This window comes from Komagataeibacter diospyri (assembly GCF_006538165.1).
GTDB lineage: Bacteria > Pseudomonadota > Alphaproteobacteria > Acetobacterales > Acetobacteraceae > Komagataeibacter > Komagataeibacter diospyri.
Genome location: NZ_BDLU01000037.1, coordinates 31,861 through 54,910 on the forward strand (window position 1 = coordinate 31,861; position 23,050 = coordinate 54,910).

Here is a 23,050-nt window from a genome sequence, read left to right on the forward strand (position 1 = left end):
TTGAAAAAAGGCGGTGCCCAGAAACTTTTATTATGCTCTGTCAGTTTCAACCCGCGCTGTTCAGCGGAACAACCTGCTGCGGGTCAACCGTAGCAACAGTTGTTACCGGATGCAGCAGACCGGTCACCGCCGGATCAAACACCCGCAGGAACGATCCCGGATGCACTCCCATCCAGATCGTCACGACAGCCAGCGGCACCAGCACGGCCAGTTCCTGTCCCGTCAGGTCACGCAGCAGGGCCACAACCCCACCCTGATCCGCCCCGAACAGTACCCGGCGATACAGCACCAGCATATAGACCGCACCAAGGATCATGCTGGTTCCCCCAAGGAAGGCCAGCCAGAACGACACGTGCAACGCGCCGACCATGACGAGGAATTCACCCACGAACGCGCCCGTGCCTGGCAGGCCGATATTGGCCATGACAAACAGCATGGCCAGCGTGGCAAGCACCGGCATTTTGTGCGCAACCCCCGAAAATGCACTGATTTCACGCGTTTCCGCCCGCCACGACACGGCAGAGACACAGAAGAACAGCGCCGCGATCACGATGCCATGCGACAGCATCTGGAAAATCGCGCCGTCGATTCCCTCCGGCGTCATGGTGAACAGCCCTATGGCGATCACCCCCATATGCGAGAACGAGGAATAGGCGATCACCCGCTTCATGTCCGTTTGCGCCAGCGCAATCATGGCGGCGTAGATCACTGCAATCACACCCAGCGTCAGCACTACCGGCGCGAACATCCGCGCGGCGTCGGGAAACATCATCACGCCAAAACGCAGCAGGCCATACGCCCCCGCCTTGGACAGCACGCCTGACAGCATGACGGATGCAGGGGTCGGAGCCTCGGTATAGGCATCGGGTAGCCATGCATGCAGCGGGAACAGCGGCAGTTTCACGCCAAAGGCAATAATGAAGCCTGCCAGCAGCCAGCACTGCATGGCATGGCCAAAACCATGATGCTGCAGCGCCACGATGTCGGTCGTGCCTGCAACGTTCCACATGGCCAGCAACGCCAGCAGCATGAATAGCGACCCGCCAAAGGTGAACAGGAAGAACTGCAGCGACGCCCAGACCCGCTTCGGCCCACCCCAGACGCCGATCATAAGGCTGGCGGGCAGCAGCGTCGCTTCGTAAAACAGGTAGAACAGCACCAGATCAAGGGCGGAAAACAGCCCGATCAGCGTTGTTTCCAGCACCAGCATGGCGATCATGTAATCCCGTACCCGCCCCGTCACCTGACGCCAGCCACCAATAATGGACAGCGGGGTCAGGAACGCGGACAGCAGCACGAACATGAGGCTGATGCCATCAAGCCCGGCATGGTAAGAAATGCCGGCATTACTGGCCCATCCCACCTGCTGCTCGAACTGGATGCCGGGCCGGGCGGGGTCGAATTCGGCCCACATGATCACGGCCAGCGCGAATACGATGCCGCTGGTCCACAACGCCACCCATCGGGCGGCGGTCTCGACCGTCTGGGTCGTGCCGCGCGTCAGCAATATGGCCAGGGCCCCGGCAAGGGGCAGATACGTAACTAGGGACAGCAGGATCGGATGCACATTCGGTCTCACATCATCCATGGATAATGGCTGACCCTAGGGGTGTTACGCCCCGGGAATCCAGTAAGCCGCCGCTCACATTATGCAGAGGCCATGCCCCGTTCCGTGTCCAGCCACCCCGTCACCGGCATGCGCGGGTACTGGCCGCAGGGGATCACCTGCGGCCGAACATCCGCTCCAGATCAGCTTTTTCCAGCTTCAGCCATGTCGGCCGCCCGTGTGAGCATGTGCCTGAACGGGGGGTACGTTCCATGTCACGCAGCAGGGCGTTCATTTCCTCGTGTGTCAGCTTCCGACCTGCCCGTACGCTGCCATGACAGGCCATGCGCGCGATGATCGCGTCCATGCGCGCATCCAGCGCATCGGCCTGTGCGGGGTTGGCCAGATCATCAGCTTCCAGTTCCTCCGCCAGATCACGCAACATGCCCACCGGGTCTTCCTTGCCCAGAAGGGCTGGCATGGTCCGGACCAGAACGGCCGTGCCGCCAAAGGGTTCGATCTCGATTCCCAGCCGGGCAAGGGCGGCACCAAAGGACAGCAGCGCCTCCACCTGTCGTGCCGGCAGATCCACTACCTCAGGCAGCAGCAGGCGCTGGGCGCGGATTTCACCACCCAGATACTGCTGACGCAGGATTTCATGGGTCAGACGTTCATGGGCTGCGTGCTGGTCCACCAGAACCAGCGCACCATCAGCCGTCTGGGACACGATATAGGTACCCAGAACCTGCGCCACCGCAGCACCCAGCGGGTGGTCGATGGCAGGCGTCATGTCATCGGCTGCCGGCTGTCCCGGCCCGTCGGGCACCACCTTGCGCGCGGCAGGCAGGGCGGACAGGGGCAATGTCGATTCGGCAAAGCCCGGCGGCAGGCCCGCATCAGGCTGGCCAGGGGCATCAAGAGGGGCTGCCAGACGGGCGGAAACCCCTGCTGCATCAGCACTGCGTTCGCTTGGGTACCAGATCCGCGCGGACGATGGCCCACGCGATTGCAGCAGGTCGGGCCTGACACCTGCGACCCCTGCCCCCGTGCCCAGTGCGCGCCCCAGCGATCCGATCACCAGCGCCCGTACCGCCGCCGAGTCGGCATAGCGCAGTTCCGTCTTGGCCGGATGCACGTTCACGTCCACCTGTTCTGGCGGAATGTCCAGTGACAACGCCACAACGGCATGCCGCCCGTGTTCCATTACATTGCGATAGGCCACCCGCACCGCCGTGCGCAGGACCGGGTCCACCACGGGGCGGCCATTGACCATCAGCATCTGCCCGTTGGCCGTGGCACGGTGTACGGATGGCGCGCAGATAAAACCACTCAGCTTCAGATCACCACGCTGCCCTTCCACCGGCAGCAGGCCATCGGCATGGCCCGCCTCCAGAATGGCGGCCACGCGCGCGGCCATATCCTGCACCGGAAGGTCGAGGACCACACGCTGGTCGAACTCCAGCCGGAAGGCGATATGCGGGGCAGACAGGGCCAGACGGCGCACCACGTTTTCGGCATGGCTGGATTCGACACGTGGGCTTTTGAGGAATTTACGCCGCGCGGGTGTGGCAAAGAACATGTCTTCCACCAGCACGCGCGTGCCGGGCGGCCCGGCGCAGGGTTCCACTTCCCCCACCACGCCACCTTCCACACGGATCGCCCATGCCGAATCGCTGTTGTGCAGCCGGGACATGACCGTAAGCCGCGCCGCCGCGCCGATCGAAGGCAGGGCCTCGCCACGAAAACCAAGCGTGGAAATACGCACCAGTGTCTCGTCACGCAGCTTGGACGTGCAATGCCGCTCCACCGCAAGAAGCAGGTCATCGGGCGACATGCCACAGCCATCATCCGTGACATCGATCCGGTCGATACCACCACGGTCCAGACGGACGTGGATCCGGCGCGCACCGGAATCGATGGCGTTTTCCACCAGTTCCTTCAGGGCTGCGGCCGGGCGTTCAATCACCTCGCCCGCAGCAATGCGGTTGACGACCTGTTCCGACAGGCGACGGATGACCGGCTGGCCATTACCAGAAGACATGTTCATATCATGGACCGGACTTCACGCAGCAGGCCACATGCCGCGCACCCGCCGGATGCACGGTCAGGCCATTTATTTGCCGGGACCGCTGACGGTGGGTGTCGCACCCTGCGTCAGGTTGCGCCCAAGGGCCGAATCCTCACGCAGGCGGGCATTTTCCGCCTTACCGTTCACAAGGTTACCGGCCCCGCCACCATGCCAGAACATCAGCTTGTCCACGAAGCTGGTGTCGGCGCGGCCCATTTCGCCCTTGTCTTCCTCATTGGAGGCAACCTGCGCCTCACCCACCAGCGCGGTCTGCCCGGCGCTGCCGGTGCCATCCGCGCCCTGCAGCGCCACATTGGGGGACAGCGTTTCCAGCGCCTGCATCCGCGGGTTCGTGTCCTGCGCGCGCTGGATGGCGTTACTGTTGGGTGCGCCCAGTTCATCGGACGGCGGCATGGACAGCGGCGCACGGGTCGTGACCGTGTATTCATCCGGCAGGCTCCGCTCCAGGCCGAAGGCGCGCGAAACATCGGCACCGGTGCAGCCTGACAACAGGAAGCCACCCGACACGAGCATTGCACAGGAAAGGGGTCTGAGAACAGAAATCGCCATATCTCGCCTATTACCGTTAGTGGAACGGTTCGGCAAGCATGTGCAGGCCGCGCCCCCCTTAATTTACATCGCGATTACGCATGTTGTCGATAATCAGGATCGCGACGCCACAATCAATCATGGCGTCGGCGATGTTGAACACCGGCCATGACCAGCCAAAGGCATGGGCGTCAATAAAATCAACCACCGCGCCAAAGCGCAACCGGTCAATCACGTTGCCGATCGCGCCCCCCATGATCATGCCCAGCGCAACCGCCACCCACCGGCGCGGCGTGCGCGCAAGCCATACCGACAGACCCGCCACGATCGCCAGCGCTGCCACGGAAAAGATGATGCGCCCGGCGGCACCGGCCCCACCCAGCATGCCGAACGTGATGGCATGGTTCCATACCATCGTCAGGTTCAGCACCGGCAGCAGCGGCACGCTTTCACGCGCCGGCAGGTCATAGATATCCAGTATCCAGAACTTGCTGGCCTGATCGGCGGCCAGCGCGCCCAGCAGGCAGGCGCCGCCCAGCACACGGTTGTTCATGAAGGTTACGTCCCGTCCCGCACCACGTCGACACAGCGCAGGCACAGTTCGGGGTGGGCCCTGTCCTGACCTACTTCCTCCAGCACCTTCCAGCAGCGCGCGCATTTATGGCCCGCCGCCACACTGATGGTGGGAATGCCGTGCGGCACGCCTTCCTGCGCCCCGTCCTCGCCCAGATAGATCGAACCGGCACCCGCGATGACGTTTACATCCGCCTGCGAGACGATGGTCAGTTCCGCCCAGTCCACACCATCAAACCGTGCGGCTTCCGCTTCCGACAGTGGCAGTTCCAGTGCCGCCTGAAGCGATGACTTGACCATGCCGTCGCGGCGCGCTGTCTCGATTTCAGTCGTAATTACGCGGCGCACCGCGCGCAGCATGGCCCAGCGTTCACCCAGTTCGGGATCATGCCACTGCGTCGGCAGTTCGGGGAAGGGCTGCAGGTGGACGCTTTCGGTATTGCCCGGACGGGCCAGCCATGCCTCTTCCGCCGTGAAAACCAGCACAGGGGCAAGCCAGGCGCACAGGCAGCGATGCAGATGGTCCAGCACGGTGCGCGCAGCACGGCGCTTCAGGCTGGATGCGCCATCACAGTAGATGGTGTCCTTGCGCACGTCGAAATAGAAGGCCGAAAGGTCGGCGGCACAGAACCCATGCAGCGCGGGATAGACGCCCACCCATTCATGCGTTTCCACCGCACGCGCCACAAGGCTGCCCAGTTCGGACATGCGGTGCAGCACCCAGCGTTCAAGTTCCGGCAGTTCCCCGAACGGTACGCGCTCGGCTTCGGCAAAGCCGTCCAGCGCCCCCAGCAGCCAGCGCAGCGTGTTACGCAGGCGACGGTAGAGTTCACCCTGCTGCTTGAGGATTTCCTTGCCTATGCGCAGGTCATCATTCGTATCCGAATTCATGACCCACAGACGCAGGATGTCGGCACCAAGGCTGTCATTCACGTCCTGTGGCGCGATGACATTACCCAGCGACTTGGACATCTTGCGGCCCTGCTCATCCAGCACGAAACCATTTGTGACCAGCGCCTTGTAGGGGGCGATGCCACGGGTGCCGACACTTTCCAGCAGCGAGGACTGGAACCAGCCGCGATGCTGGTCGGAGCCTTCCAGATACAGGTCGGCGGGAAATGGCATGTCGCCATGCCCCAGCACGAAGGCATGGGTCGAACCGCTTTCGAACCACACATCGACAATATCGAACACCTGTTCGTAATCGTCGGGGTTGCGGCCCTCACCAAGGAAGCGCGAGGCGGGAGAACTGTACCACGCATCAGCCCCTTCGGCGCGGAAGGCGGTGACGATGCGGTCCATCACCGCGGCGTCACGCAGGACCTCACCCGTGCGCTTTTCCACGAACACGGCAATCGGCACGCCCCATGCGCGCTGGCGGCTGATGCACCAGTCGGGACGGCCCGCCACCATGGATGTCAGGCGATTGCGCGACTGCGCAGGGACAAACGTTACCTTTTCCAGCGCCGCCAGTGCCCGTTCACGCAGGCGACCTTCACCGTCCATGCTAATGAACCACTGCGGTGTGGCACGGTAGATGATCGGCGCGCGCGACCGCCATGAATGCGGATAGGAATGAACCAGTGACGCACGCGCCACCAGGCCGCATGGTGCCGTGCCCGCCACCACGGCGCGCTGCATGGCCTCCAGCAGCGCCTGGCACACCGGCTCGGCCGCCTTGAACACATGGCCACCGGCAAACAGCGGCACCCAGTCGGCGTAGCGGCCGTCATCCATCACCATTTCAGTGATTTCCAGCCCGTAGGCACGGCCGAGGTTGAAGTCGTCCTCGCCATGGGCGGGAGCAGTGTGAACCAGTCCGGTGCCCGCTTCGGTCGTAACATGCACGCCGGGCAGCAGCGGCACGTCAAAATCATAGCCCTGCCCCCGCAGCGGATGGGCGCATATGGCCCCCTCCAGGGCGCTGCCGGGCAGTGTGTACAGCACATGATGGGCCGTCACGTCCGCCGCCTGACAGAACGGTGCAATCAGTTCTTCGGCCACCAGCACGCGGGCTTCGGGCTCCAGTGTTGCATTGTCGCCCACGCCATCGACGCGCACCACGGCGTAAGTGATGTCGGGACCATAGGCGATGGCGCGGTTGGCGGGAATGGTCCACGGCGTGGTGGTCCAGATCACTGCCGCCACGTCCTTGAGCGCCTTCGCCGGCGTGGGATCGGTCACGAAGGGGAAGGCCACGTGGATGGCGGTGGATTCGTGATCACGGTATTCGATCTCGGCTTCGGCCAGCGCGGTCTTTTCAACCGGGCTCCACATGACCGGGCGCAGGCCACGGTACAGCAGGCCGTTGAGCAGGAATTTACCGATTTCGCCCGCGATTGCCGCTTCTGATGAAAAATCCATGGTGGCGTAACGGTTGGCCCATTCCGCCTGCACGCCCAGCCTGCGGAACTCACTGGCCTGCGTATCCAGCCATTTCTGGGCATAGGCGCGACATTCGGCGCGGAACTGCAGGACGGGCACGCTGTCCTTGTCCTGCCCGCGCTTGCGGTATTCTTCCTCGATCTTCCATTCGATCGGCAGGCCGTGGCAGTCCCAGCCCGGCACATAATGGATGCCGTAGCCCGACATGCGGTGGGCGCGGTTGATGACATCCTTGAGAATCTTGTTCAGCGCGTGGCCGATGTGCAGGTGCCCGTTGGCATAGGGCGGGCCATCATGCAGCATGAACACGTCACGCCCGCGCGCCTGTTCGAACAGGCGGTCATCAAGCTTCTCGCTCTCCCACCCCGCCAGAATCTCCGGCTCCCGCCTGGGCAGGTTGCCCCGCATGGGAAAGGAAGTGGTCGGCAGGAAGACCGTCTCCCGGTAGAGATCCTGTGGTTTTGACTCGGACATGGCCTGTTCTGTTCTTCTGGCAAGGGGAAGTGCATGCGTGACCGGTGGCCCGCGTGCAGGGCAAGGTTATGGGGACCGCGACGGCGCGTGGTCAAGTTCTGGCGGATATGGGCGCGAATTCGTGGGTGGACAGGTACGACATCGCCTGCGTGCAATCCCGCCCGATCTGTTCCTTGAGCGCGTCAAGACCGTCAAACCGGCGTTCGGCCCGCAGCAGGGTATGCAGCGCCACCGACAGGGTCTGGCCATACAGATCGCCTGAAAAGCCCAGCAGGTGGACCTCCAGCCGGCTTTCCTGTCCGTCATTGATGGTTGGCCTGCGACCGATATTGGCAACGCCGGGATAGACACCGCCATCGGCCATGCGCACGCTGACGGCATATACCCCGCGCGCGGGTTCCAGATGGCGGCCCAACGCGATGTTGGCGGTAGGAAAACCCAGCAGGCGACCGCGCTTGTCCCCATGCTGGACCACGCCACGAATCGACCATGGACGGCCCAGTTCCTCCGCCGCGCGTTCGGGATAGCCATCCTGCAGCAACCTGCGGATACGGCTGGATGAATACGGCCCCAGCGCATCCGACAGCGGTGGCACCACGCTCAGCCCGATGCCCAGTTCAGCAGTCCGTTCGGTCAGGAAAGCGACATTGCCGCGCCTGCGGTGGCCAAAGGCGAAATCCATGCCACAGGCGACATGATGCAGCCCCAATCCTTCATGCAGCACGCGAGTGACGAAATCCTCCGCACTCATTGCGCTGAATTCACGGTCGAAGCCGATCTGGAACACGTGCTGGACGCCAAGGGCGGACAGGGCGGCAAAGCGTTCCTGCGGCAATGTCAGGCGAAAGGGAGGGTCCTGCGGGCGAAACAGTTCACGCGGGTGCGGCTCGAACGTCACAACGGCCAGCTTCCGGTCAGGACGCGCCGTGTGCAGGGCCTGTACCAAGTGGGCATGACCCAGATGCACGCCGTCAAAATTGCCCAGCGCCGCCACGGTCCCCCGCGCGGTATCGGGAATATCGCGCCAGTCTGTATGCAGGTGCGCCTTCATGCCTGCCCCGCGCGGGGCAGGCCAAAGCGTTCGGCAACCTCATCCAGCGTCGCGGCCACGGGATGCGCGGTGCCGGGCTGCGTGCCGTCCTGCGGGCGGACGATCTGGCAGGTGCGCAGGCCTGCCGCCGCTGCCGCATCCAGTTCGGCCACCACATCGGACAGGAACAGCACATCGCCCGCCTGCCACTGCGCGTCCTGCAGGATTCTGGCATAGCTCTGCGCATCGCGCTTGCCACCCATCTGCAGGTCATAGAAGCCGACGAACACGCTGCTCAGGTCGCCATCGGTCGTATGGCCATAGATCAGCTTCTGCGCTGCGACCGACCCCGATGAATAGACCGCCAGCGCCAGTCCCGCCGCCGCCCAGCAGCGCAGCGCGGGCGTGACGTCGGGGTATAGCGTGGCCTTGAGCACGCCATCGGCATAGCCCTGCGCCCACACCATGCCCTGCAGCGCCTTCAGGGGGGCTACCTTGGCATCGGCATCCATCCATGTCTCAAGCTGGCGCAGGGGCGGCACGCCGGGGGCAAGCCGTGCGATTTCTTCCACCTGTGCATGGACGGACGGGTCGTCCGCCTGTTTGCGCAGCAGTACTGGCAGCGCCTTGCGGGCATAGGGGAACAAGGTGTCATGGACGAAGGAAACCGGTATGGTCGTTCCCTCAATATCCAGCAGCACCGCGCGTACTGGCGGCTGCGTGGCCTGGGTCACGTTCTCATCTCCCTCAGTGCGGATCAGGCTTCAACGGGGAAGCGGGCCGCGATGTCACTGCCAGTATATTGCGCGATCCACCCATCGGGGTTGGTGAATATGCGCAGGGTCACGAAATCCGGCGTCTCCCCCCCATCAAACCAGTGGGGAATACCGGCGGGTACTGAAATCAGGTCACCCGCCGTGCAGCGCACGTCATACACGCGCCCGCCCACATGCAGGATGAAATCCCCCTGCCCATGGACGAAAAAGCGGACCTCGTCTTCACTATGGACGTGTTCGGACAGGTATTTGCTGCGCGCCTGCGCCCAGCCCTGTGTTTCGGGGCCGACCCGCAGCACATCGGCTGAGCCGGCGCCCGTCTCGCCCATCAGCTGGTCAAGATAGGGACGGTAGGCATCCAGTACCTCGGTTTCGGATGCGGTGCGCACGGGAACGACGGGACTGTCCCAGCGTTCGAAGCGCACATTGATCGCCGCCAGTTCGGAGGCGATCCGCTTCGGGTCGGTCAGATGGATGATGGGCGTGCCGGGATTGTTATCGGCATAGACGTTCAGGCTGCTCATCGGATCTTTCTTTCTTCCAGTTCGCAGGCAAGCAGGAATTCCAGGCCTTCCAGCCGGGCCAGCGCGGTATCCATGTCCGCGCCCCACACATACACCCCGTGACCACGAATGATGTAGCCTGCGCACATGCCATCCAGATGCGGGGCCACGACACCGGACAGGCGGGCAATGTCCTGGTCATTGTCGAATATGGGCACGCGCACCTGTGCCGCGTGGGTGCTCTGGCCCGCAAACACCTTCTGGACTTCATACCCGTCCAGCACCAGCGCATCCCCACCCAGTCGCGACAGCACGGTGGAGGCCACGGAATGGCCATGCAGCACCGCACCCGCATGTGGGTCATGGGCATAGATCTGGCAATGCAGCAGGGTTTCCGCACTGGGCCGGTCGCCTGTGGTCAGGGGCCTGCCCGTCGCATCAACGCATATGACCCCATCCACCCCCAGCATGCCCTTGTGGCCGCCCGAGCGCGTGATGGCCAGATTGCCGTCGGGCAGGCGGATGCTGATATTGCCAGCCGTGGCCGGCACCCAGCCAAAGCGGTCCATGCGCTGTCCCGCCGCGATGACCTGTTCCACCGCGCGGCAGTACGCACCAGCCGGAAACACTGCTTTATCCATTACGCCGCCCACCCGTGCGCCGCCGGCGCACGGTCCATCATCATTTTACGTTATTGGCCGAATGCTGCGGTGCTTCGGAAAAGGACGCGTCCTTTTCCTTGCCCGGCCCCTGGATATGGCCGGTCGGCACCGGCTCTTCCGGCGTGTCGTCCGCCATGTTCTTCTTGAACGACTTGATCCCGCGCGCCATGTCACCCATGAGCGAACTGATCTTGCCACCGCCGCCAAACAGCACCAGCACCACCGCCAGCACGATCAGCCAATGTCCCCAGCTCAAGCTACCCATCGCATCCCTCGATCCGCGTCCATGACGCAAAATACCGTATTGTCCATCCGCCATCCCATATGGCGGCGGCCTGCCCTTCCCCGCCTATGTGAGGGGAGAACCGGTGATATGCAAGCCCCCCCGCCACAATACCGGTCAGCCCGCCGGCAGGATAAACCCGTAAGCAGGATAGACGGTTTTGCCCATGTCGTGAATGGGGGACCACCATACCTTCACCCGCGACCAGTCATTGCGGGCCGACACGTCGATCACCGGCTCACCCCGGCCGATGCGTCCGGGCACCCAGTTGGCCTGGTCCACCAGCACCTCACGCGGGCTGCGTACCGAACGCACGACGGATACATGCCCGTCGGGCAGGCGGCCCGTGGCGCGGAACACCAGCACCGCCCCCGATCTTGGCGCATGGGTGCGCGGGTAATGGCCCTGCGCCTGCCCCCACCATGACGCGGCCGCCCCACTCAGCTGCACATGCGTAACCTGCCTTGCATAGGGTGCGCACTGCACCGCCCCGTGCCAGCCATGTCCACTGCCGCCACCTGCGCAGGCCGCAAGCGACAGCAGGCCGCCCACGGCTGCAATCCGCCCCAGCACGCCCTTCATGCCATCCTCATGCGCATGATCCTGTCCTCCGCCTCCTCCAGCTCCATGTCCAGCGCCCTGCGCGCCGTATCATGGCCAAAACCTGCCCGCGCCATGGCGTCCATCGCACGGCGGTAACGTTTATCCGCCTCGACTTCATCCGCATCGGGCCGGACGAAGGGACCGGCGCGCCGCTTGCGGGCAAAGACAAGGGCGGCGGCCAGTTCGGTATCCCGCCCTTCCCCGTCACGGGGGCCAAGGGCTTCCTCCACCGCGTGGCCCACCGTGGCCTCATCCACGCCGCGCGCGCCCAGATGGGCGGCGACCATGCGCCGCGACCGGCCCGCGCGGGTAAGGGAGCGGGCGCGGAATTCGGAAAAGCGGGCGTCATCCACAGCGCCCAGCCCCTCCATGTCGGTCACGATACCGGCAATGGCGCCGCGCGCGGGCAGCACGGCGCGGGCTGCCTCATCTGCATCCATGCCGCTGCTGACCGCGCGACGTACCCAGCGGTCGATATGACGCGCAAGCATCCGTTCCACGCCCATGCGGGTCGCGGAAAAGCGCGCAAGATAGGCAAGAGCCGCCTCACGCAGCCGGGCTGCATCCGGCACGGGGGCAAGCGGTCGGGGTTCGGAACGGGAAGGACGGGCCACCATAGTCCTTACTGTGCCACAGCCATGCGCCCGCGCCCATCACTATGCACGGATGTATGGCTGCCATGGCCGTATCGGGGGCGGAAATGGCGCGAAGGTTGCATTTCGCACAGGCGGGCCATATTCTTCCTTCTTTCCGGATTGACATACGGAGACAGGACGGCGCGTTGGGGCGCCACCCCGTAGTAGCCGGAGAAATCGGAAAACGGAATATGCCCACCCCCATGGCGGTGGGCCGTTTTCGTTTCTGAACCCCGATCCTTTTTCTTTGACCTGAAATCACAAGGCTGTTCCATGATTTCCGCCCTGATGCCGAATTACAATCGCGCCGACCTCGCTTTCGAGCGCGGCGAAGGTGCCTGGCTGTACACGGTGGACGGGCGACGATTCCTCGATTTCGGGTCCGGCATCGCCACATCCTCGGTCGGACACAACAACCCCCACCTTGTCGGTGCCATCACACAGCAGGCGCAGCGCGTGATGCATGTGTCCAACCTGTACCGCGTACCACAGGCCGAGCGGCTGGCGGAACGGCTGGTGGCCAACTCCTTTGCCGACAGCACGTTCTTCTGCAATTCCGGCGCGGAAGCCAACGAAGGCATGATCAAGATGATCCGCCGTGCGCAGGCCAGGTCCGGTCACCCCGAACGCACGCGCATCATCTGCTTCAACGGCGCGTTCCACGGGCGTACGCTGGCGACGCTGTCGGCCACGGGCAATCCAAAGTACCTCGACGGGTTCGGCCCGCGGGTGGAGGGATTTGACCATGTACCGCTCAACAACATGAACGCCGTGCGCGACGCCATCGGGGCGGAGACGGCCGGTATCATGATCGAGCCGGTGCAGGGAGAAAGCGGCATCCATGTCGCCACCCCGCGCTTCATGCAGGAATTACGCGCGGTGTGCGATGAATTCGGCCTGTTTCTGGGCGTGGATGAAGTCCAGTGCGGCATGGGCCGCACCGGCCGCCTGTTCGCGTATGAATGGTCGGACATAACCCCGGACATCCTGTCCACCGCCAAGGGTATTGCCGGCGGTTTCCCCATGGGGGCGGTACTGACCACCGAAACCATAGCGAAGCACATGACGCCAGGCAGCCATGGCACGACCTTTGGCGGCAGCCCGCTGGCATGTGCGGCGGCGAATGCGGTGCTGGACATCCTGCTCGCCCCCGGTTTCCTCGAAGGCGTGCGCGCACGTGCCGCACAGCTGGATGCGGGCATTGACCGGCTGTGCGCGGCCTATCCCGATGTTTTTGCGGGCCGCCGCGGGCTTGGGCTGCTGATCGGCCTGAAATGCAAGGCCGATGTGGCGCTGGTGCAGAATGCCGCCATCCTTGAAGGCATGCTGAGTGTCACGGCGGGGGACAACGTGCTGCGCATGCTGCCGCCCCTGACCGTGACCGAGGCCGATTGCGTGGATGCCCTGTCCATGCTGGACCGCGCGGCCCAGCGGGTGCGCGCCCATGTCGCCGCCGCCAAGCCGGAGAACGTGGCATGAATGCGCTGCAGAACCCCATCCACGTAACCCCGCGCCATTTCCTTGACCTGCGTGACCTTGACGCTGCCACCCTGCGCGCGATCCTGGATGTCGCGGCCGGGATCAAGCGCATGCAGCGCCATCGCGCCCGCCCGCTGCACCCGGCCCTGCCGGTACATGGACGCGCGCTTGGCCTTATGCTGTCCAAACCGTCCACGCGTACCCGCGTCTCGTTCGAAGTGGGAATGCAGCAGCTGGGCGGAAACGTGATCCTGCTGTCGCCGGCCGACATGCAGCTGGGCCGGGGGGAAAGCATTGCCGATACCGCCCGCGTGCTGTCGCGTTTTGTTGACGCCATCGTGCTGCGCACCGGCAGGACGGAAAACCTGCGCGAGCTTGCGCGGTGGAGCAGCGTTCCCGTCATCAACGGCCTGACGCCGGATTCGCATCCGGTGCAGATCATGGCCGACATCATGACGTTCGAGGAACATCGCGGCCCGATCCGGGGACGCACGCTGGCATGGGTGGGCGATGGCAACAACGTCGCCACATCCTTCATCGAGGCGGCGGCCCTGTTCGGCTTCCACCTGCGTCTGGCAACCCCCGCGACGCATGCGCCGTCAGGTGCTGCCGTGGCGTGGGCGCGCGAACATGGGGCGCAGATTACAGTCACAACCGACCCCCTGGCGGCGGTCAGGGGGGCAGATGCGGTCATTACCGATACATGGGTCAGCATGTCCGACAAGGAATCGGCACAGCGCATCAGCGCGTTCGAGCCATACCGTGTCGATGCAGCCTTAATGGCGCATGCGGCACCCGATGCCCTTTTCCTGCACTGCCTGCCTGCCCATATCGGGGAAGAGGTGACGGAAGACGTGTTCGAAGGCCCGCATTCCGTCGTGTTCGATGAGGCCGAAAATCGCCTGCATGCGCAGAAGGGCATCCTTGTCTGGGCGCTGTGTGGCGAAGACTGGCAGCAATATGGAAAGGAACCCACGGCATGACCGGACCGGCCGAACAGCCCGCCCTGCCCTCCGCTACCGAAGATACGCCGGAAGTCCCCGGCTGGGCGGAAAAAAGCGTGCGCGACATCTTTGCCGCCCTGCCCACCCGTGACACCCGCATTGATGCGGTGCGTGATGCCTATCTGGACTGCATTGCCGGCGCTGGCCGCACGGAAGACCTGGATATGGAGCATGACCGCTGCCGCCTGCGCGCCATGACCGCGCTGGAAACGGACGGCCTGCTGCCTGCGGGCCAGCTGAAAGACCTCGACCAGCGCCTCGCCGCGCTGGAGGCGGACATTACCGCCAATCTCTGATGACCCACGCCCCCCGGCAACGGGGTGCGTGATGCTGCGGGTTTCTGCCATGACTGCCAATCATTCCTCCCCCGCCTTTCTCGACGCCAGCCGTCCTGACACGCCCGATCTGGTCGTGCCGCAGGGTGTGGTGCCATTCTATCTGGACCACCGACCGGTGCGCGGTCGCCTTGTCCGCCCCGGCGTGCTGACCGACACGCTGCTGACCCGCCATGACAATCCCGACGCCGTGCTGCGGCTGGCGGGGGAAGCGCTGGCGCTGGTCGCGGCCCTTGCGTCGTCCCTGAAGTTCAAGGGATCATTTTCCCTGCAGGCCAAGGGCGATGGCCCGGTCAGCCTGCTGCTGGCCGACTGCACCGATTCCGGCGCGCTGCGTTTCCATGCCCGTTCGGATGATGAACAGGTGGCCGAACTGCTGAAAACCATCCCCGACCCGACCGCAAGCCAGCTGCTGGGCAAGGGCTACATTGCGTTCAGCGTCGATCAGGGGCCAGACACCGACATCCATCAGGGTATTGTCGAGATGAATGGTGAAAGCCTGTCGGAAATGGCCGCGCATTACTTCGCCACCAGTGAACAGCATGCCTGCTGGGTCAGGCTGTTCTGTGAAAAGACGCCCGCTGGCTGGCGCTCGGGTGCGCTGGTGATGGAAAAGATCGCCATGGATGGCGGCGTGGACAACGACATCACGACCGAAGAAGGTGATGATGCATGGGAAACCGCCGTCACCCTGGCCACGACGCTGACGGCGCGTGAGGTGCTGGATGACAACCTGTCATCGGGGGACCTGCTGTACCGCCTGTTTCATGCCGAAGGACTGATCCCGGGACAGCCGCGCGCGCTGGCGTTTGGCTGCCGCTGTTCGCGTGCCCGCCTGTCGGGTATTCTGGAGACCTTCCCGCTGGATGACCTGGACCATATGGCACAGGACGGCACGATCACCATGAACTGTTCGTTCTGCAACCACAGCTTCCACTTCCAGCGTGATGAGATCGGCGGCCAGGCGGCCTGACGCTGCCCTGCCCCTGTTCCACCAGCGCGTAACGTGGCACGCTTGCCAGCCTGACCTACTGCGCTGCCAGCGCCTGCCGTTACCGGGATATAATCCATGCGACCGAACCGTTCGCCGCTTTTCGCCCCTGCCCTGCACCGCAGCCTGCGCATGGCGCTTGTGGCCAGCCTGCCGTTCCTGACGCTGCCGCTGTGCGGTCCTGCCTACAGCCGCAGCCATCATAATGACGCCCCCACCACGTTCGAGGGACCGCAATATGGCGATGCCCAGCCGCTGAACCTGAATGTGGCGTCCATCTCGATCGTGGACCGGGGGCAGCCGGGGCTGGTACCGGGCGACCTGTCAGGCCGTGCGCCCAATCCGCCTGACCAGCTTCTCAAGCAGATGGCACATGACCGGCTGATTGCCGCCGGTAGCGGGGGCGAGGGTGTGTTCACCATCGACCGGGCCTCCATCCTGCATGAACCCGGCGGCATACTGGACGGGCAACTGAACGTGCATCTGGACGTGACTTCGGCCGATGGCCGCCGGACGGGCTATGCCGTAGCCCAGGTAACCCGGTCCTATGACCCGAAGCGCAAGCACGGTAACAGCGACACGCCGGAAAACCTGAACACGCTCACCAACATGATGCTGGTGGACATGAACAAAGAGCTGGAGAACCAGATCCGCAACAATCTGGGCAACTGGCTGGTCACCGGACAGGGACAGGTGCCCGGCGGCATCGTCGCACAGCCTCTGGATGGAACCGAAGAGTCTCAGCCCGCCCCGACCACACAGGCCACCCCCACCACCCCGGACACCAGCACAATGACCATTGGCGGCGGACCGACCGATCTTCCGGCCGCGGCACCTTCCACGTCCGCCCCGGCGCAGGCCACCCCCAAACCCGCGAATGAGGGACCGGACGCCATCTTCCCCACCGGCTATCCATCCGATGACGGAGACAGCGCGACACCGGCGGCCAAGCCGCAATTGCGTTCCCCTCCACCGGGGAACCTGACGCTGCCGGGCAGCACCGACTGATCTTTCCATTCCCAGTTTTTGGTACCGCCTTTTTTTTTCAAAAAGGCGGTATTCTTCCGGAGCTTTTTGAAAAAAGCTTCACCAGAAACCTTTATGCTTATTTCTCTTCCGGCGCGGTCATACGAATGACAAGGCCGGGTGTCAGGATTTCAGGCAGGATCACCTCCGGCCCGTGGGCTGGATAATAAATGTAAAACGGTACACCATCGCGTCCATGCTCATGCAGGAAGGCGGTAATAGCCGCATCCCGCAGGGTCCAGTCGCCTTTCATGTAAACGATCCCGCGCCGGGCAAAGGCATCCTGCACCGCATGGGTGGACAGGGCCACGCGTTCATTGACCAGACATGAAATGCACCATGCCGCCGTCATGTCCACGAATACCGGACGGCCCTGCCGACGCAGTTCCGCCAGGCGGGTGGGGGAAAAGGCGGAACTGCCATCCGTCACCCGGTCGGTCCCCCGGCTGCGGTCATGCACGCTGGCGGGTGGCAGCACACCGCCCCCCACGAACGCCACCAGCAGCAGAAGGATCGCCATGGCACGATACAGCCCCGCGCGGCCTTCCATGGCATCACGCAGGTCCATCATGCTGGCACGGCGCAGGCACCAGCACCCCACCAGCACCAGAACCAGCCCTGCGGCCAGCAGGCCCAGCGCATCCATGCCACCTTCCAGCTTCGCCACCCATGCCAGCCACACGCATGTGCCCAGCACCGGCAGGGCCAGCAGGTTGCGCACGGTTTCCATCCACCGCCCCGGCTGTGGCAGCCAGCCCAGAAGCCCCGGCATGCACGCCAGCAACAGGTAAGGGGCCGCAAGCCCGCACCCAAGGGACACGAAAACCAGCAGCCCCACCACCGGCGGTGCCGCCAGCGCACCCGCCACCGCCGCCCCCATGAACGGCGCGGTACAGGGCGAAGCGAGGACAACCGCCAGCACTCCGGTCAGGAAATCCCCCGCATGTGCAGGCAACCCATTCCCCAGTCCCATGAGTCGCAGGCCGATGGTAAAGAAACCCAGCAGGTTCAGGGCGACGGCAAACAGCAGCAGGCAGATCGCGATGACAAAGCCGGTGGACTGGAACTGGAACCCCCATCCCGCCTGCTGGCCCGCCACGCGCAGGGCGGCAATCGCCCCCCCCAATACAACAAACGACCCGACCACCCCCGCCGCATAGGCCCCGGCCCCGGCAAGCGCCGCCCTGCGTTCGCCACGCGCCATGCGTTCCAGCGACAGTACCTTCATCGCCAGCACCGGAAACACGCAGGGCATGAGGTTCAGGATCATTCCCCCCACAAACGCCATACCCACCAACCAGCCGACATGCACGATCCCGTCGGGGGGGGGGGCTTCCACGGACGGCGACACGAGCGTGCGCACTTCGCCCACCACCGGCAGGACCGACAAACCGCGTTCCCGCCCCATGGGATCACGCAGCACCACGATACCGGACAGGGCCGCCCCGTCATGGAAGACCGGCCCCGGTTTCAGCACCAGTTGCACGACCCCGTCACGCACGGTGACAGCCTGCGGCGCGTCCTGATCGATCGCGCCCGCCACTTCGGGCATAAACCACGCATCCTTCACCGCATCCGGTGACAGTCCACGCCCGTCCAGTTGCAGGACACCAGCAGGCGAGACGCGGGCGGCAAAGGGCGACGGCACCGGCCTGTCAGCGGCAGCACGTGCGAAGGCCGCGGCCTCCGCCGAAGGGCGTACATCGCCGCGTGGCAGGGTCAGGGTAAAGCTGCCATTTTCCGGCACGCAGACTTCGGCGCAGACCAGCCACTCCGCCTTTGCACTGAGTGTGACCGGTCCATCCCCTGCCCCGGCCACCGGGGACAGCATGACCGGCAGCAGCACATCGCCGGTATAGGCATAGGACGTCAGCGGCCCGTCATGCAGCACGCGTGGCGTGGGCCATTCAATGGTACCGGCCTGTCCTGTTGCCCCGCCTGTCGCCCGCACATCCAGCGTCGGCGCATCTCCCGCGTCACCGGGATTGAGCCAGTAGGTATGCCACCCCGGCGCAAGCCGCAGGCGCAGCCCCACATGCAGGGGCCTGCCGGGCATGTAAGTATCGTCATCCGTGACCAGGGTTACGGTGGCCCGGGGGGAAATCACGGCATCACTCTGTGCGGCACGCGCCGTGGGCAGGATGCTCACCAGCAGGGACAGGATGGACACAAGCCACAGAAAGGGCACGGACAGTACTCCGCAAGAACCGGGTAAAGGAAAAACGCACCGGTGTACCATGCCAAGGATTGCCCCACCACCATGCCGGACGCCATAAGATCAGGATATGGCCTTAGACCCCACCTTGCAAAACCGTCTCAACACCCTTCTGTCCGAAAACGGCAACGCACTGCCTGTCGCCGCAGCCCTGCCACCGCTGCAGGCCGCGCTGGCGCGCACGTCCAACGCCGTTCTGGTCGCACCACCGGGTGCGGGCAAGACCACGCTGGTTCCGCTTGCGCTGCTGGATGCCCCGTGGCGGGGGGACGGGCGGATCGTGATGCTGGAGCCACGCAGGCTGGCCACCCGTGCGGCCGCCACGCGCATGTCGGAGCTTATGGATGAACAGCCGGGCGGTCTGGTGGGCTACCGCACCCGGCTGGATGGTGCGACGTCGGAACGCACGCGCATAGAGGTCATTACCGAAGGTCTGCTTGTGCGCCGCCTGCTGTCCGATCCCACACTGGATGGGGTGGCATGCGTCATTTTTGACGAAATCCACGAACGTTCGGTTGATGCGGACGCAGCCCTCGCCTTCTGCCTGGACCTGCAACGCAGCCTGCGGCCCGAGCTAAGGCTGGTCGCCATGTCCGCCACCATGGATGGCGCGGCGCTGGCGCAGCGCATGAATGCCGAACTGGTGGAAAGCGAAGGCCGGATGTTTCCGGTGGAAATCCGCCACGCCACCCGCGACCTTGTCCACCGCCGCGACCTGCCTGACGCGATGGCCGCCGCCATTCGCACCGCCATCACACAGGCCCCCGGCGATGTGCTGGCCTTCCTGCCCGGTGTGGCCGAAATCCACCGCACACGTGGCCTGCTGGACGGAATCGCGGCGGATATCCTGCCATTATATGGTGAACTCCCCCCCGCCGAGCAGGATCGCGCCCTTACCCCCCGCCCCGACGGGCGCAGGCGGGTGATCCTGTCCACCTCCATTGCCGAAACCTCCCTGACCGTGCCGGGCGTGCGCATTGTGGTGGATGGGGGGTTCCGCCGCGTACCCCGGCTGGATGTGGGCACGGGGCTTACGCGACTCGATACGGTGCGGATTTCGCGGGCTGCGGCCAGCCAGCGCGCGGGCCGCGCGGGACGTGTCGCCCCCGGTGTCGCCATACGGCTGTGGACGGAAATGACCACCCGCGCCATGCCACCCCATGATCAGCCCGAAATGATGGAGGCCGAACTGACCGGCCTGCGGCTGGATGCGGCGGCATGGCAGGATGCGATGGGCACGGCGCCCGCCGACCTGCCCTTTCCCGACACGCCCCCCAATGGCGCGTTCGAGGCCGGGCGCAGCCTGCTGCAGGCGCTGGGCGCGCTGGATGATGATGCCCGGATCACGCGGGAGGGCACGCGCATGGCCGTCCTTGGCGCCCATCCCCGCCTTGCCGCCATGATGCTGACCGCGCGCACGCCTGCCGAGCGCGCCATGGCCGCCGATATCGCCGCCCTGCTGGAGGAACGCGACCCGCTACGTCCCCGTCGCCCCGCCGGTGGCAGCCGGGGCGCGCCACCCGTGGCCCCTGCGGATATCCGCCTGCGTCTGGATCTGCTGGCCGGTGGCGACCATCCCGATGCAGACCGCGCGGCGCTGTCGCGCATCCGCCATGCCGCCCGGCAGTATCGCAGGCGGCTGGGGCTGGGACGTGACATTCCCGCAAGTGGTGACCCCGCCGCCCTGATTGCCGCAGCCTTCCCCGACCGGGTGGCGCAGTCCCGTGGGGATGCAGGGTCTTTCCGCCTTGCTGGCGGTGGCAGCGCACGCCTGTCCAAGACGGATGAACTGGCGCGATGTTCCCTGCTGGCGGTGGCGGGAATGCATGTGCGCAAGGCCGCCGAGATCTGTCTTGCCGTCCCGCTGGACCGTGATGCGCTGCCTGCCAGCCTGCTGGCGCGGGCACGTGAACAGGTTGAAACCACGCTGGATACGACAACGGGCAACGTGCTGGCGCGGCGCAGGCTGCGCCTGGGCAACCTTGTGCTGCGTGACCGCACCGTGACCGCAGGTGCCGATGAAGTCCGTGCGCTGTTATGCGCGCAGGCGGCGCAGAACCTGGCCGCGACATTTACATGGGGCGACGCCTGCCGGCAGTTGCAGGCCCGCGTGGAACTGGCACGCACCCGTCTGGACCGTCCGGACCTGCCCGACCTGTCGGATGAGGCGCTGGCCCAGGCAACAGAAAGCTGGCTGGCCCCATGGCTTGCGGGGGTGAACCGCCTGTCGGCGCTGGCGGAAATGGACCTGCTGGGCATGCTGCGCGCCACGATGGACCATGCCACGCTGAAATGGCTGGATCGCATGCTGCCCACCCATCTGGACCTGCCGGGCGGGCGGGCCGCGATCGACTACCTGCAACCCGTGCCGGTGGCGGCGGCACGGGCGCAGACTTTCTATGGTGTGACACAGACACCCTGCATTGCCGGTGGCCGGGTGGACCTGCGTATCGCCCTGCTGTCGCCTGCGGGCAGGCCACAGGCCATCACCGCCGACCTGGCCGGATTCTGGGCCGGTTCATGGGCGGATATGCGCCGTGACATGCGCGGTCGTTATCCCCGCCATGACTGGCCTGAAAATCCCGCCACGACCAGTCCACCGCCGCCAGGACCACGGCGCACACCATAAAACCGCATGCATTTACGTCGATGTTGTCATGCAGCCATGGCATTGCCGCTTTTTTCAGATAACATGGGGCATCATGAACATTCCTTCGCCCCGCCCTGCATGAAACGGATTGCCATGGTCTGTCGTCCGGCTTTCCGGCTGTTACCGATGCTGCTGCTGGGCCTGCCCGGACCGGGCGGAATGGCAACAGTGGCGTACGCCGGGGAGATTACGCCCTCACCCGCCGTGTCACCCAATCCTTCCCTGTTCGCACCACCCGTGCCGCCGGTGGTCTCGACCGGACCGCTGACCTTCGCCCCGCTGGTGCGCCAGGTGGGACCGGCCGTGGTCAATATCGCGGTGGCGCAGGACAGCCACACCACCACCGGCAGCCGCCAGCCCCTGCCCCCCAGCGTCAAGGGCACACCGTTTGAACACAAATTCCGCGAGCGCATGCGCGCACATGGGGAGGAAATGCTGGGGGCCGGCTCGGGCTTCCTGATCGACCCCGGGGGCGTGATCGTAACCAACGCGCATGTAGTGGGCGGGGCCGACCTGATTACCGTGTCACTGGCCGATGGCACGGAATTCCCCGCCCATCTGGTTGGCAGCGACGACCTGACGGATATCGCGGTCATCCAGATCCATGCACCCCATCCCATGCCCTTCGTGCCATGGGGGGACAGCCGTCTGGTCAATATCGGGGACTGGATCATGGCGGCAGGCAACCCGTTCGGGCTGGGGTCATCCGTTACCGCGGGCATCGTGTCTGCGCGCGGACGCGATATCGGCACCAGCCCGTTTGATGATTTCTTCCAGATCGACGCCCCGATCAATCCCGGCAATTCCGGCGGGCCGTCCTTCAACCTTGGCGGGCAGGTGGTGGCGGTAAATACGGCCATTGTCTCCCCCACCGGCGGGTCGGTGGGTATCGGATTTGGCCTTCCGTCGGAAATCGTGGCACCTATTGTGGAAGAACTGCGCCGTAATGGCCATATCGACCGGGGGTGGCTGGGTGTTACACTGACGGACGGAACGGGACATGACGGCGTGCAGATTGTCGGCATCGACCGGAATGGACCGGCCATGAAGGCGCACCTGCATATAGGGGATGTCATTACCGCCGTGAACGATGAACCGATCGATACGTCACGCATGCTGATCCGCTCGATCGCGGCAAAAAGACCCCAATCAACCGTGGTGCTGCACATCCGCCGCCACCACGAGGCGTTAAGCCTGCCAGCCTGTGTCGGCCACCGCCCCGACGAGGACATGGAAGACTGACTGATCCCGCCCCAAACGACG

Annotated in this window: 20 protein-coding genes; 7 read left to right on the plus strand and 13 right to left on the minus strand. The window is 64.8% G+C overall.

Features of this window, described 5'->3' with window-relative positions; translation table 11 throughout:
- Positions 1–46 precede the first annotated feature (46 nt).
- From MSKU9_RS08705 to MSKU9_RS08760, 12 genes are all read right to left on the minus strand, one after another.
- Positions 47–1,588: an NADH-quinone oxidoreductase subunit M gene (locus MSKU9_RS08705; RefSeq protein ID WP_141260955.1), complete on the minus strand. Its 1,542-nt coding sequence runs from the start codon at positions 1,586–1,588 to the stop codon at positions 47–49.
- 133 nt (positions 1,589–1,721) lie between these two features.
- Positions 1,722–3,593, minus strand: a complete 1,872-nt coding sequence (gene mutL / locus MSKU9_RS08710) for a DNA mismatch repair endonuclease MutL (RefSeq protein WP_141260957.1) — start codon at positions 3,591–3,593, stop codon at positions 1,722–1,724.
- A gap of 66 nt (positions 3,594–3,659) precedes the next feature.
- Positions 3,660–4,148, minus strand: coding sequence for a DUF3035 domain-containing protein (locus tag MSKU9_RS08715; RefSeq protein WP_141261186.1), 489 nt, complete (start codon positions 4,146–4,148; stop codon positions 3,660–3,662).
- Positions 4,149–4,242: 94 nt separating this feature from the next.
- Positions 4,243–4,716, minus strand: a complete 474-nt coding sequence (lspA, locus tag MSKU9_RS08720) for a signal peptidase II (protein ID WP_141260959.1) — start codon at positions 4,714–4,716, stop codon at positions 4,243–4,245.
- Between the two features lie 5 nt (positions 4,717–4,721).
- Positions 4,722–7,595, minus strand: a complete 2,874-nt coding sequence (ileS, locus tag MSKU9_RS08725; protein ID WP_141260961.1) for an isoleucine--tRNA ligase — start codon at positions 7,593–7,595, stop codon at positions 4,722–4,724.
- Positions 7,596–7,686: 91 nt separating this feature from the next.
- Complete coding sequence (locus tag MSKU9_RS08730) at positions 7,687–8,646, minus strand: bifunctional riboflavin kinase/FAD synthetase (RefSeq protein WP_141260962.1); 960 nt, start codon at positions 8,644–8,646, stop codon at positions 7,687–7,689.
- On the minus strand, positions 8,643–9,359 hold the full coding sequence (gene mtnC, locus MSKU9_RS08735; protein WP_141260964.1) for an acireductone synthase: 717 nt from the start codon (positions 9,357–9,359) through the stop codon (positions 8,643–8,645). Before mtnC ends, MSKU9_RS08730 begins: the two co-directional genes overlap by 4 nt.
- Positions 9,360–9,382: 23 nt before the next feature.
- Entirely contained in the window at positions 9,383–9,925 is a 543-nt protein-coding gene (locus tag MSKU9_RS08740; protein WP_141260966.1) for a 1,2-dihydroxy-3-keto-5-methylthiopentene dioxygenase, read from the minus strand.
- Complete coding sequence (locus tag MSKU9_RS08745; RefSeq protein WP_193557667.1) at positions 9,922–10,545, minus strand: methylthioribulose 1-phosphate dehydratase; 624 nt, start codon at positions 10,543–10,545, stop codon at positions 9,922–9,924. Before MSKU9_RS08745 ends, MSKU9_RS08740 begins: the two co-directional genes overlap by 4 nt.
- A gap of 40 nt (positions 10,546–10,585) precedes the next feature.
- Positions 10,586–10,831, minus strand: coding sequence for a twin-arginine translocase TatA/TatE family subunit (locus MSKU9_RS08750; protein ID WP_141260970.1), 246 nt, complete (start codon positions 10,829–10,831; stop codon positions 10,586–10,588).
- Between the two features lie 135 nt (positions 10,832–10,966).
- Positions 10,967–11,431: a CHAP domain-containing protein gene (locus tag MSKU9_RS08755; RefSeq protein ID WP_141260972.1), complete on the minus strand. Its 465-nt coding sequence runs from the start codon at positions 11,429–11,431 to the stop codon at positions 10,967–10,969.
- Entirely contained in the window at positions 11,428–12,069 is a 642-nt protein-coding gene (locus tag MSKU9_RS08760) for a regulatory protein RecX (protein WP_141260974.1), read from the minus strand. Before MSKU9_RS08760 ends, MSKU9_RS08755 begins: the two co-directional genes overlap by 4 nt.
- A gap of 291 nt (positions 12,070–12,360) precedes the next feature.
- On the opposite strand from MSKU9_RS08760, the gene MSKU9_RS08765 reads away from it, so the two are divergent.
- The 5 genes from MSKU9_RS08765 (at position 12,361) to MSKU9_RS08785 (ending at position 16,904) form a co-directional block, all read left to right on the plus strand.
- The gene (locus MSKU9_RS08765; RefSeq protein WP_141260976.1) at positions 12,361–13,566 is read left to right on the plus strand and encodes an aspartate aminotransferase family protein; all 1,206 of its coding nucleotides are present in this window, start codon (positions 12,361–12,363) and stop codon (positions 13,564–13,566) included.
- Positions 13,563–14,549 carry an ornithine carbamoyltransferase gene (argF, locus tag MSKU9_RS08770; protein ID WP_141260978.1) on the plus strand — a complete coding sequence of 329 codons (987 nt, stop codon included), beginning with the start codon at positions 13,563–13,565 and terminating at the stop codon, positions 14,547–14,549. The genes MSKU9_RS08765 and argF overlap by 4 nt, the downstream gene beginning before the upstream one ends.
- Positions 14,546–14,866, plus strand: coding sequence for a hypothetical protein (locus MSKU9_RS08775; RefSeq protein WP_141260980.1), 321 nt, complete (start codon positions 14,546–14,548; stop codon positions 14,864–14,866). Before argF ends, MSKU9_RS08775 begins: the two co-directional genes overlap by 4 nt.
- 31 nt (positions 14,867–14,897) lie before the next feature.
- Complete coding sequence (hslO, locus tag MSKU9_RS08780) at positions 14,898–15,878, plus strand: Hsp33 family molecular chaperone HslO (protein ID WP_141260982.1); 981 nt, start codon at positions 14,898–14,900, stop codon at positions 15,876–15,878.
- A 96-nt stretch (positions 15,879–15,974) separates the two neighbouring features.
- Positions 15,975–16,904 (plus strand): hypothetical protein, encoded by a 930-nt coding sequence (locus MSKU9_RS08785; protein ID WP_141260984.1) that lies wholly within the window; start codon positions 15,975–15,977, stop codon positions 16,902–16,904.
- A gap of 97 nt (positions 16,905–17,001) precedes the next feature.
- Here the strand turns inward: MSKU9_RS08785 and MSKU9_RS08790 are convergent, their stop codons facing one another.
- Positions 17,002–19,116, minus strand: coding sequence for a protein-disulfide reductase DsbD family protein (locus tag MSKU9_RS08790; RefSeq protein ID WP_141261188.1), 2,115 nt, complete (start codon positions 19,114–19,116; stop codon positions 17,002–17,004).
- Positions 19,117–19,207: 91 nt separating this feature from the next.
- On the opposite strand from MSKU9_RS08790, the gene hrpB reads away from it, so the two are divergent.
- A complete protein-coding gene (gene hrpB / locus MSKU9_RS08795) occupies positions 19,208–21,766 on the plus strand; it encodes an ATP-dependent helicase HrpB (protein WP_227002433.1) in 2,559 nt (852 codons plus the stop codon).
- Positions 21,767–21,802: 36 nt separating this feature from the next.
- A complete protein-coding gene (locus tag MSKU9_RS08800) occupies positions 21,803–23,029 on the plus strand; it encodes a S1C family serine protease (protein ID WP_141260986.1) in 1,227 nt (408 codons plus the stop codon).
- Positions 23,030–23,050 lie beyond the last annotated feature (21 nt).

Coding starts and splice junctions, on each gene's coding strand:
- lspA (WP_141260959.1), bottom strand. CDS start 4,716: ATGAACAACCGTGTGCTGGGCGGCGCCTGCCTGCTGGGCGCGCTGGCC.
- MSKU9_RS08750 (WP_141260970.1), bottom strand. CDS start 10,831: ATGGGTAGCTTGAGCTGGGGACATTGGCTGATCGTGCTGGCGGTGGTG.
- ileS (WP_141260961.1), bottom strand. CDS start 7,595: ATGTCCGAGTCAAAACCACAGGATCTCTACCGGGAGACGGTCTTCCTG.
- mutL (WP_141260957.1), bottom strand. CDS start 3,593: ATGAACATGTCTTCTGGTAATGGCCAGCCGGTCATCCGTCGCCTGTCG.
- argF (WP_141260978.1), top strand. CDS start 13,563: ATGAATGCGCTGCAGAACCCCATCCACGTAACCCCGCGCCATTTCCTT.
- MSKU9_RS08755 (WP_141260972.1), bottom strand. CDS start 11,431: ATGAAGGGCGTGCTGGGGCGGATTGCAGCCGTGGGCGGCCTGCTGTCG.
- MSKU9_RS08705 (WP_141260955.1), bottom strand. CDS start 1,588: ATGGATGATGTGAGACCGAATGTGCATCCGATCCTGCTGTCCCTAGTT.
- MSKU9_RS08785 (WP_141260984.1), top strand. CDS start 15,975: ATGCGACCGAACCGTTCGCCGCTTTTCGCCCCTGCCCTGCACCGCAGC.
- hrpB (WP_227002433.1), top strand. CDS start 19,208: ATGGCCTTAGACCCCACCTTGCAAAACCGTCTCAACACCCTTCTGTCC.
- MSKU9_RS08715 (WP_141261186.1), bottom strand. CDS start 4,148: ATGCTCGTGTCGGGTGGCTTCCTGTTGTCAGGCTGCACCGGTGCCGAT.
- MSKU9_RS08745 (WP_193557667.1), bottom strand. CDS start 10,545: ATGGATAAAGCAGTGTTTCCGGCTGGTGCGTACTGCCGCGCGGTGGAA.
- MSKU9_RS08800 (WP_141260986.1), top strand. CDS start 21,803: ATGGCATTGCCGCTTTTTTCAGATAACATGGGGCATCATGAACATTCC.
- MSKU9_RS08775 (WP_141260980.1), top strand. CDS start 14,546: ATGACCGGACCGGCCGAACAGCCCGCCCTGCCCTCCGCTACCGAAGAT.
- MSKU9_RS08740 (WP_141260966.1), bottom strand. CDS start 9,925: ATGAGCAGCCTGAACGTCTATGCCGATAACAATCCCGGCACGCCCATC.
- MSKU9_RS08730 (WP_141260962.1), bottom strand. CDS start 8,646: ATGAAGGCGCACCTGCATACAGACTGGCGCGATATTCCCGATACCGCG.
- MSKU9_RS08760 (WP_141260974.1), bottom strand. CDS start 12,069: ATGGTGGCCCGTCCTTCCCGTTCCGAACCCCGACCGCTTGCCCCCGTG.
- MSKU9_RS08765 (WP_141260976.1), top strand. CDS start 12,361: ATGATTTCCGCCCTGATGCCGAATTACAATCGCGCCGACCTCGCTTTC.
- hslO (WP_141260982.1), top strand. CDS start 14,898: ATGCTGCGGGTTTCTGCCATGACTGCCAATCATTCCTCCCCCGCCTTT.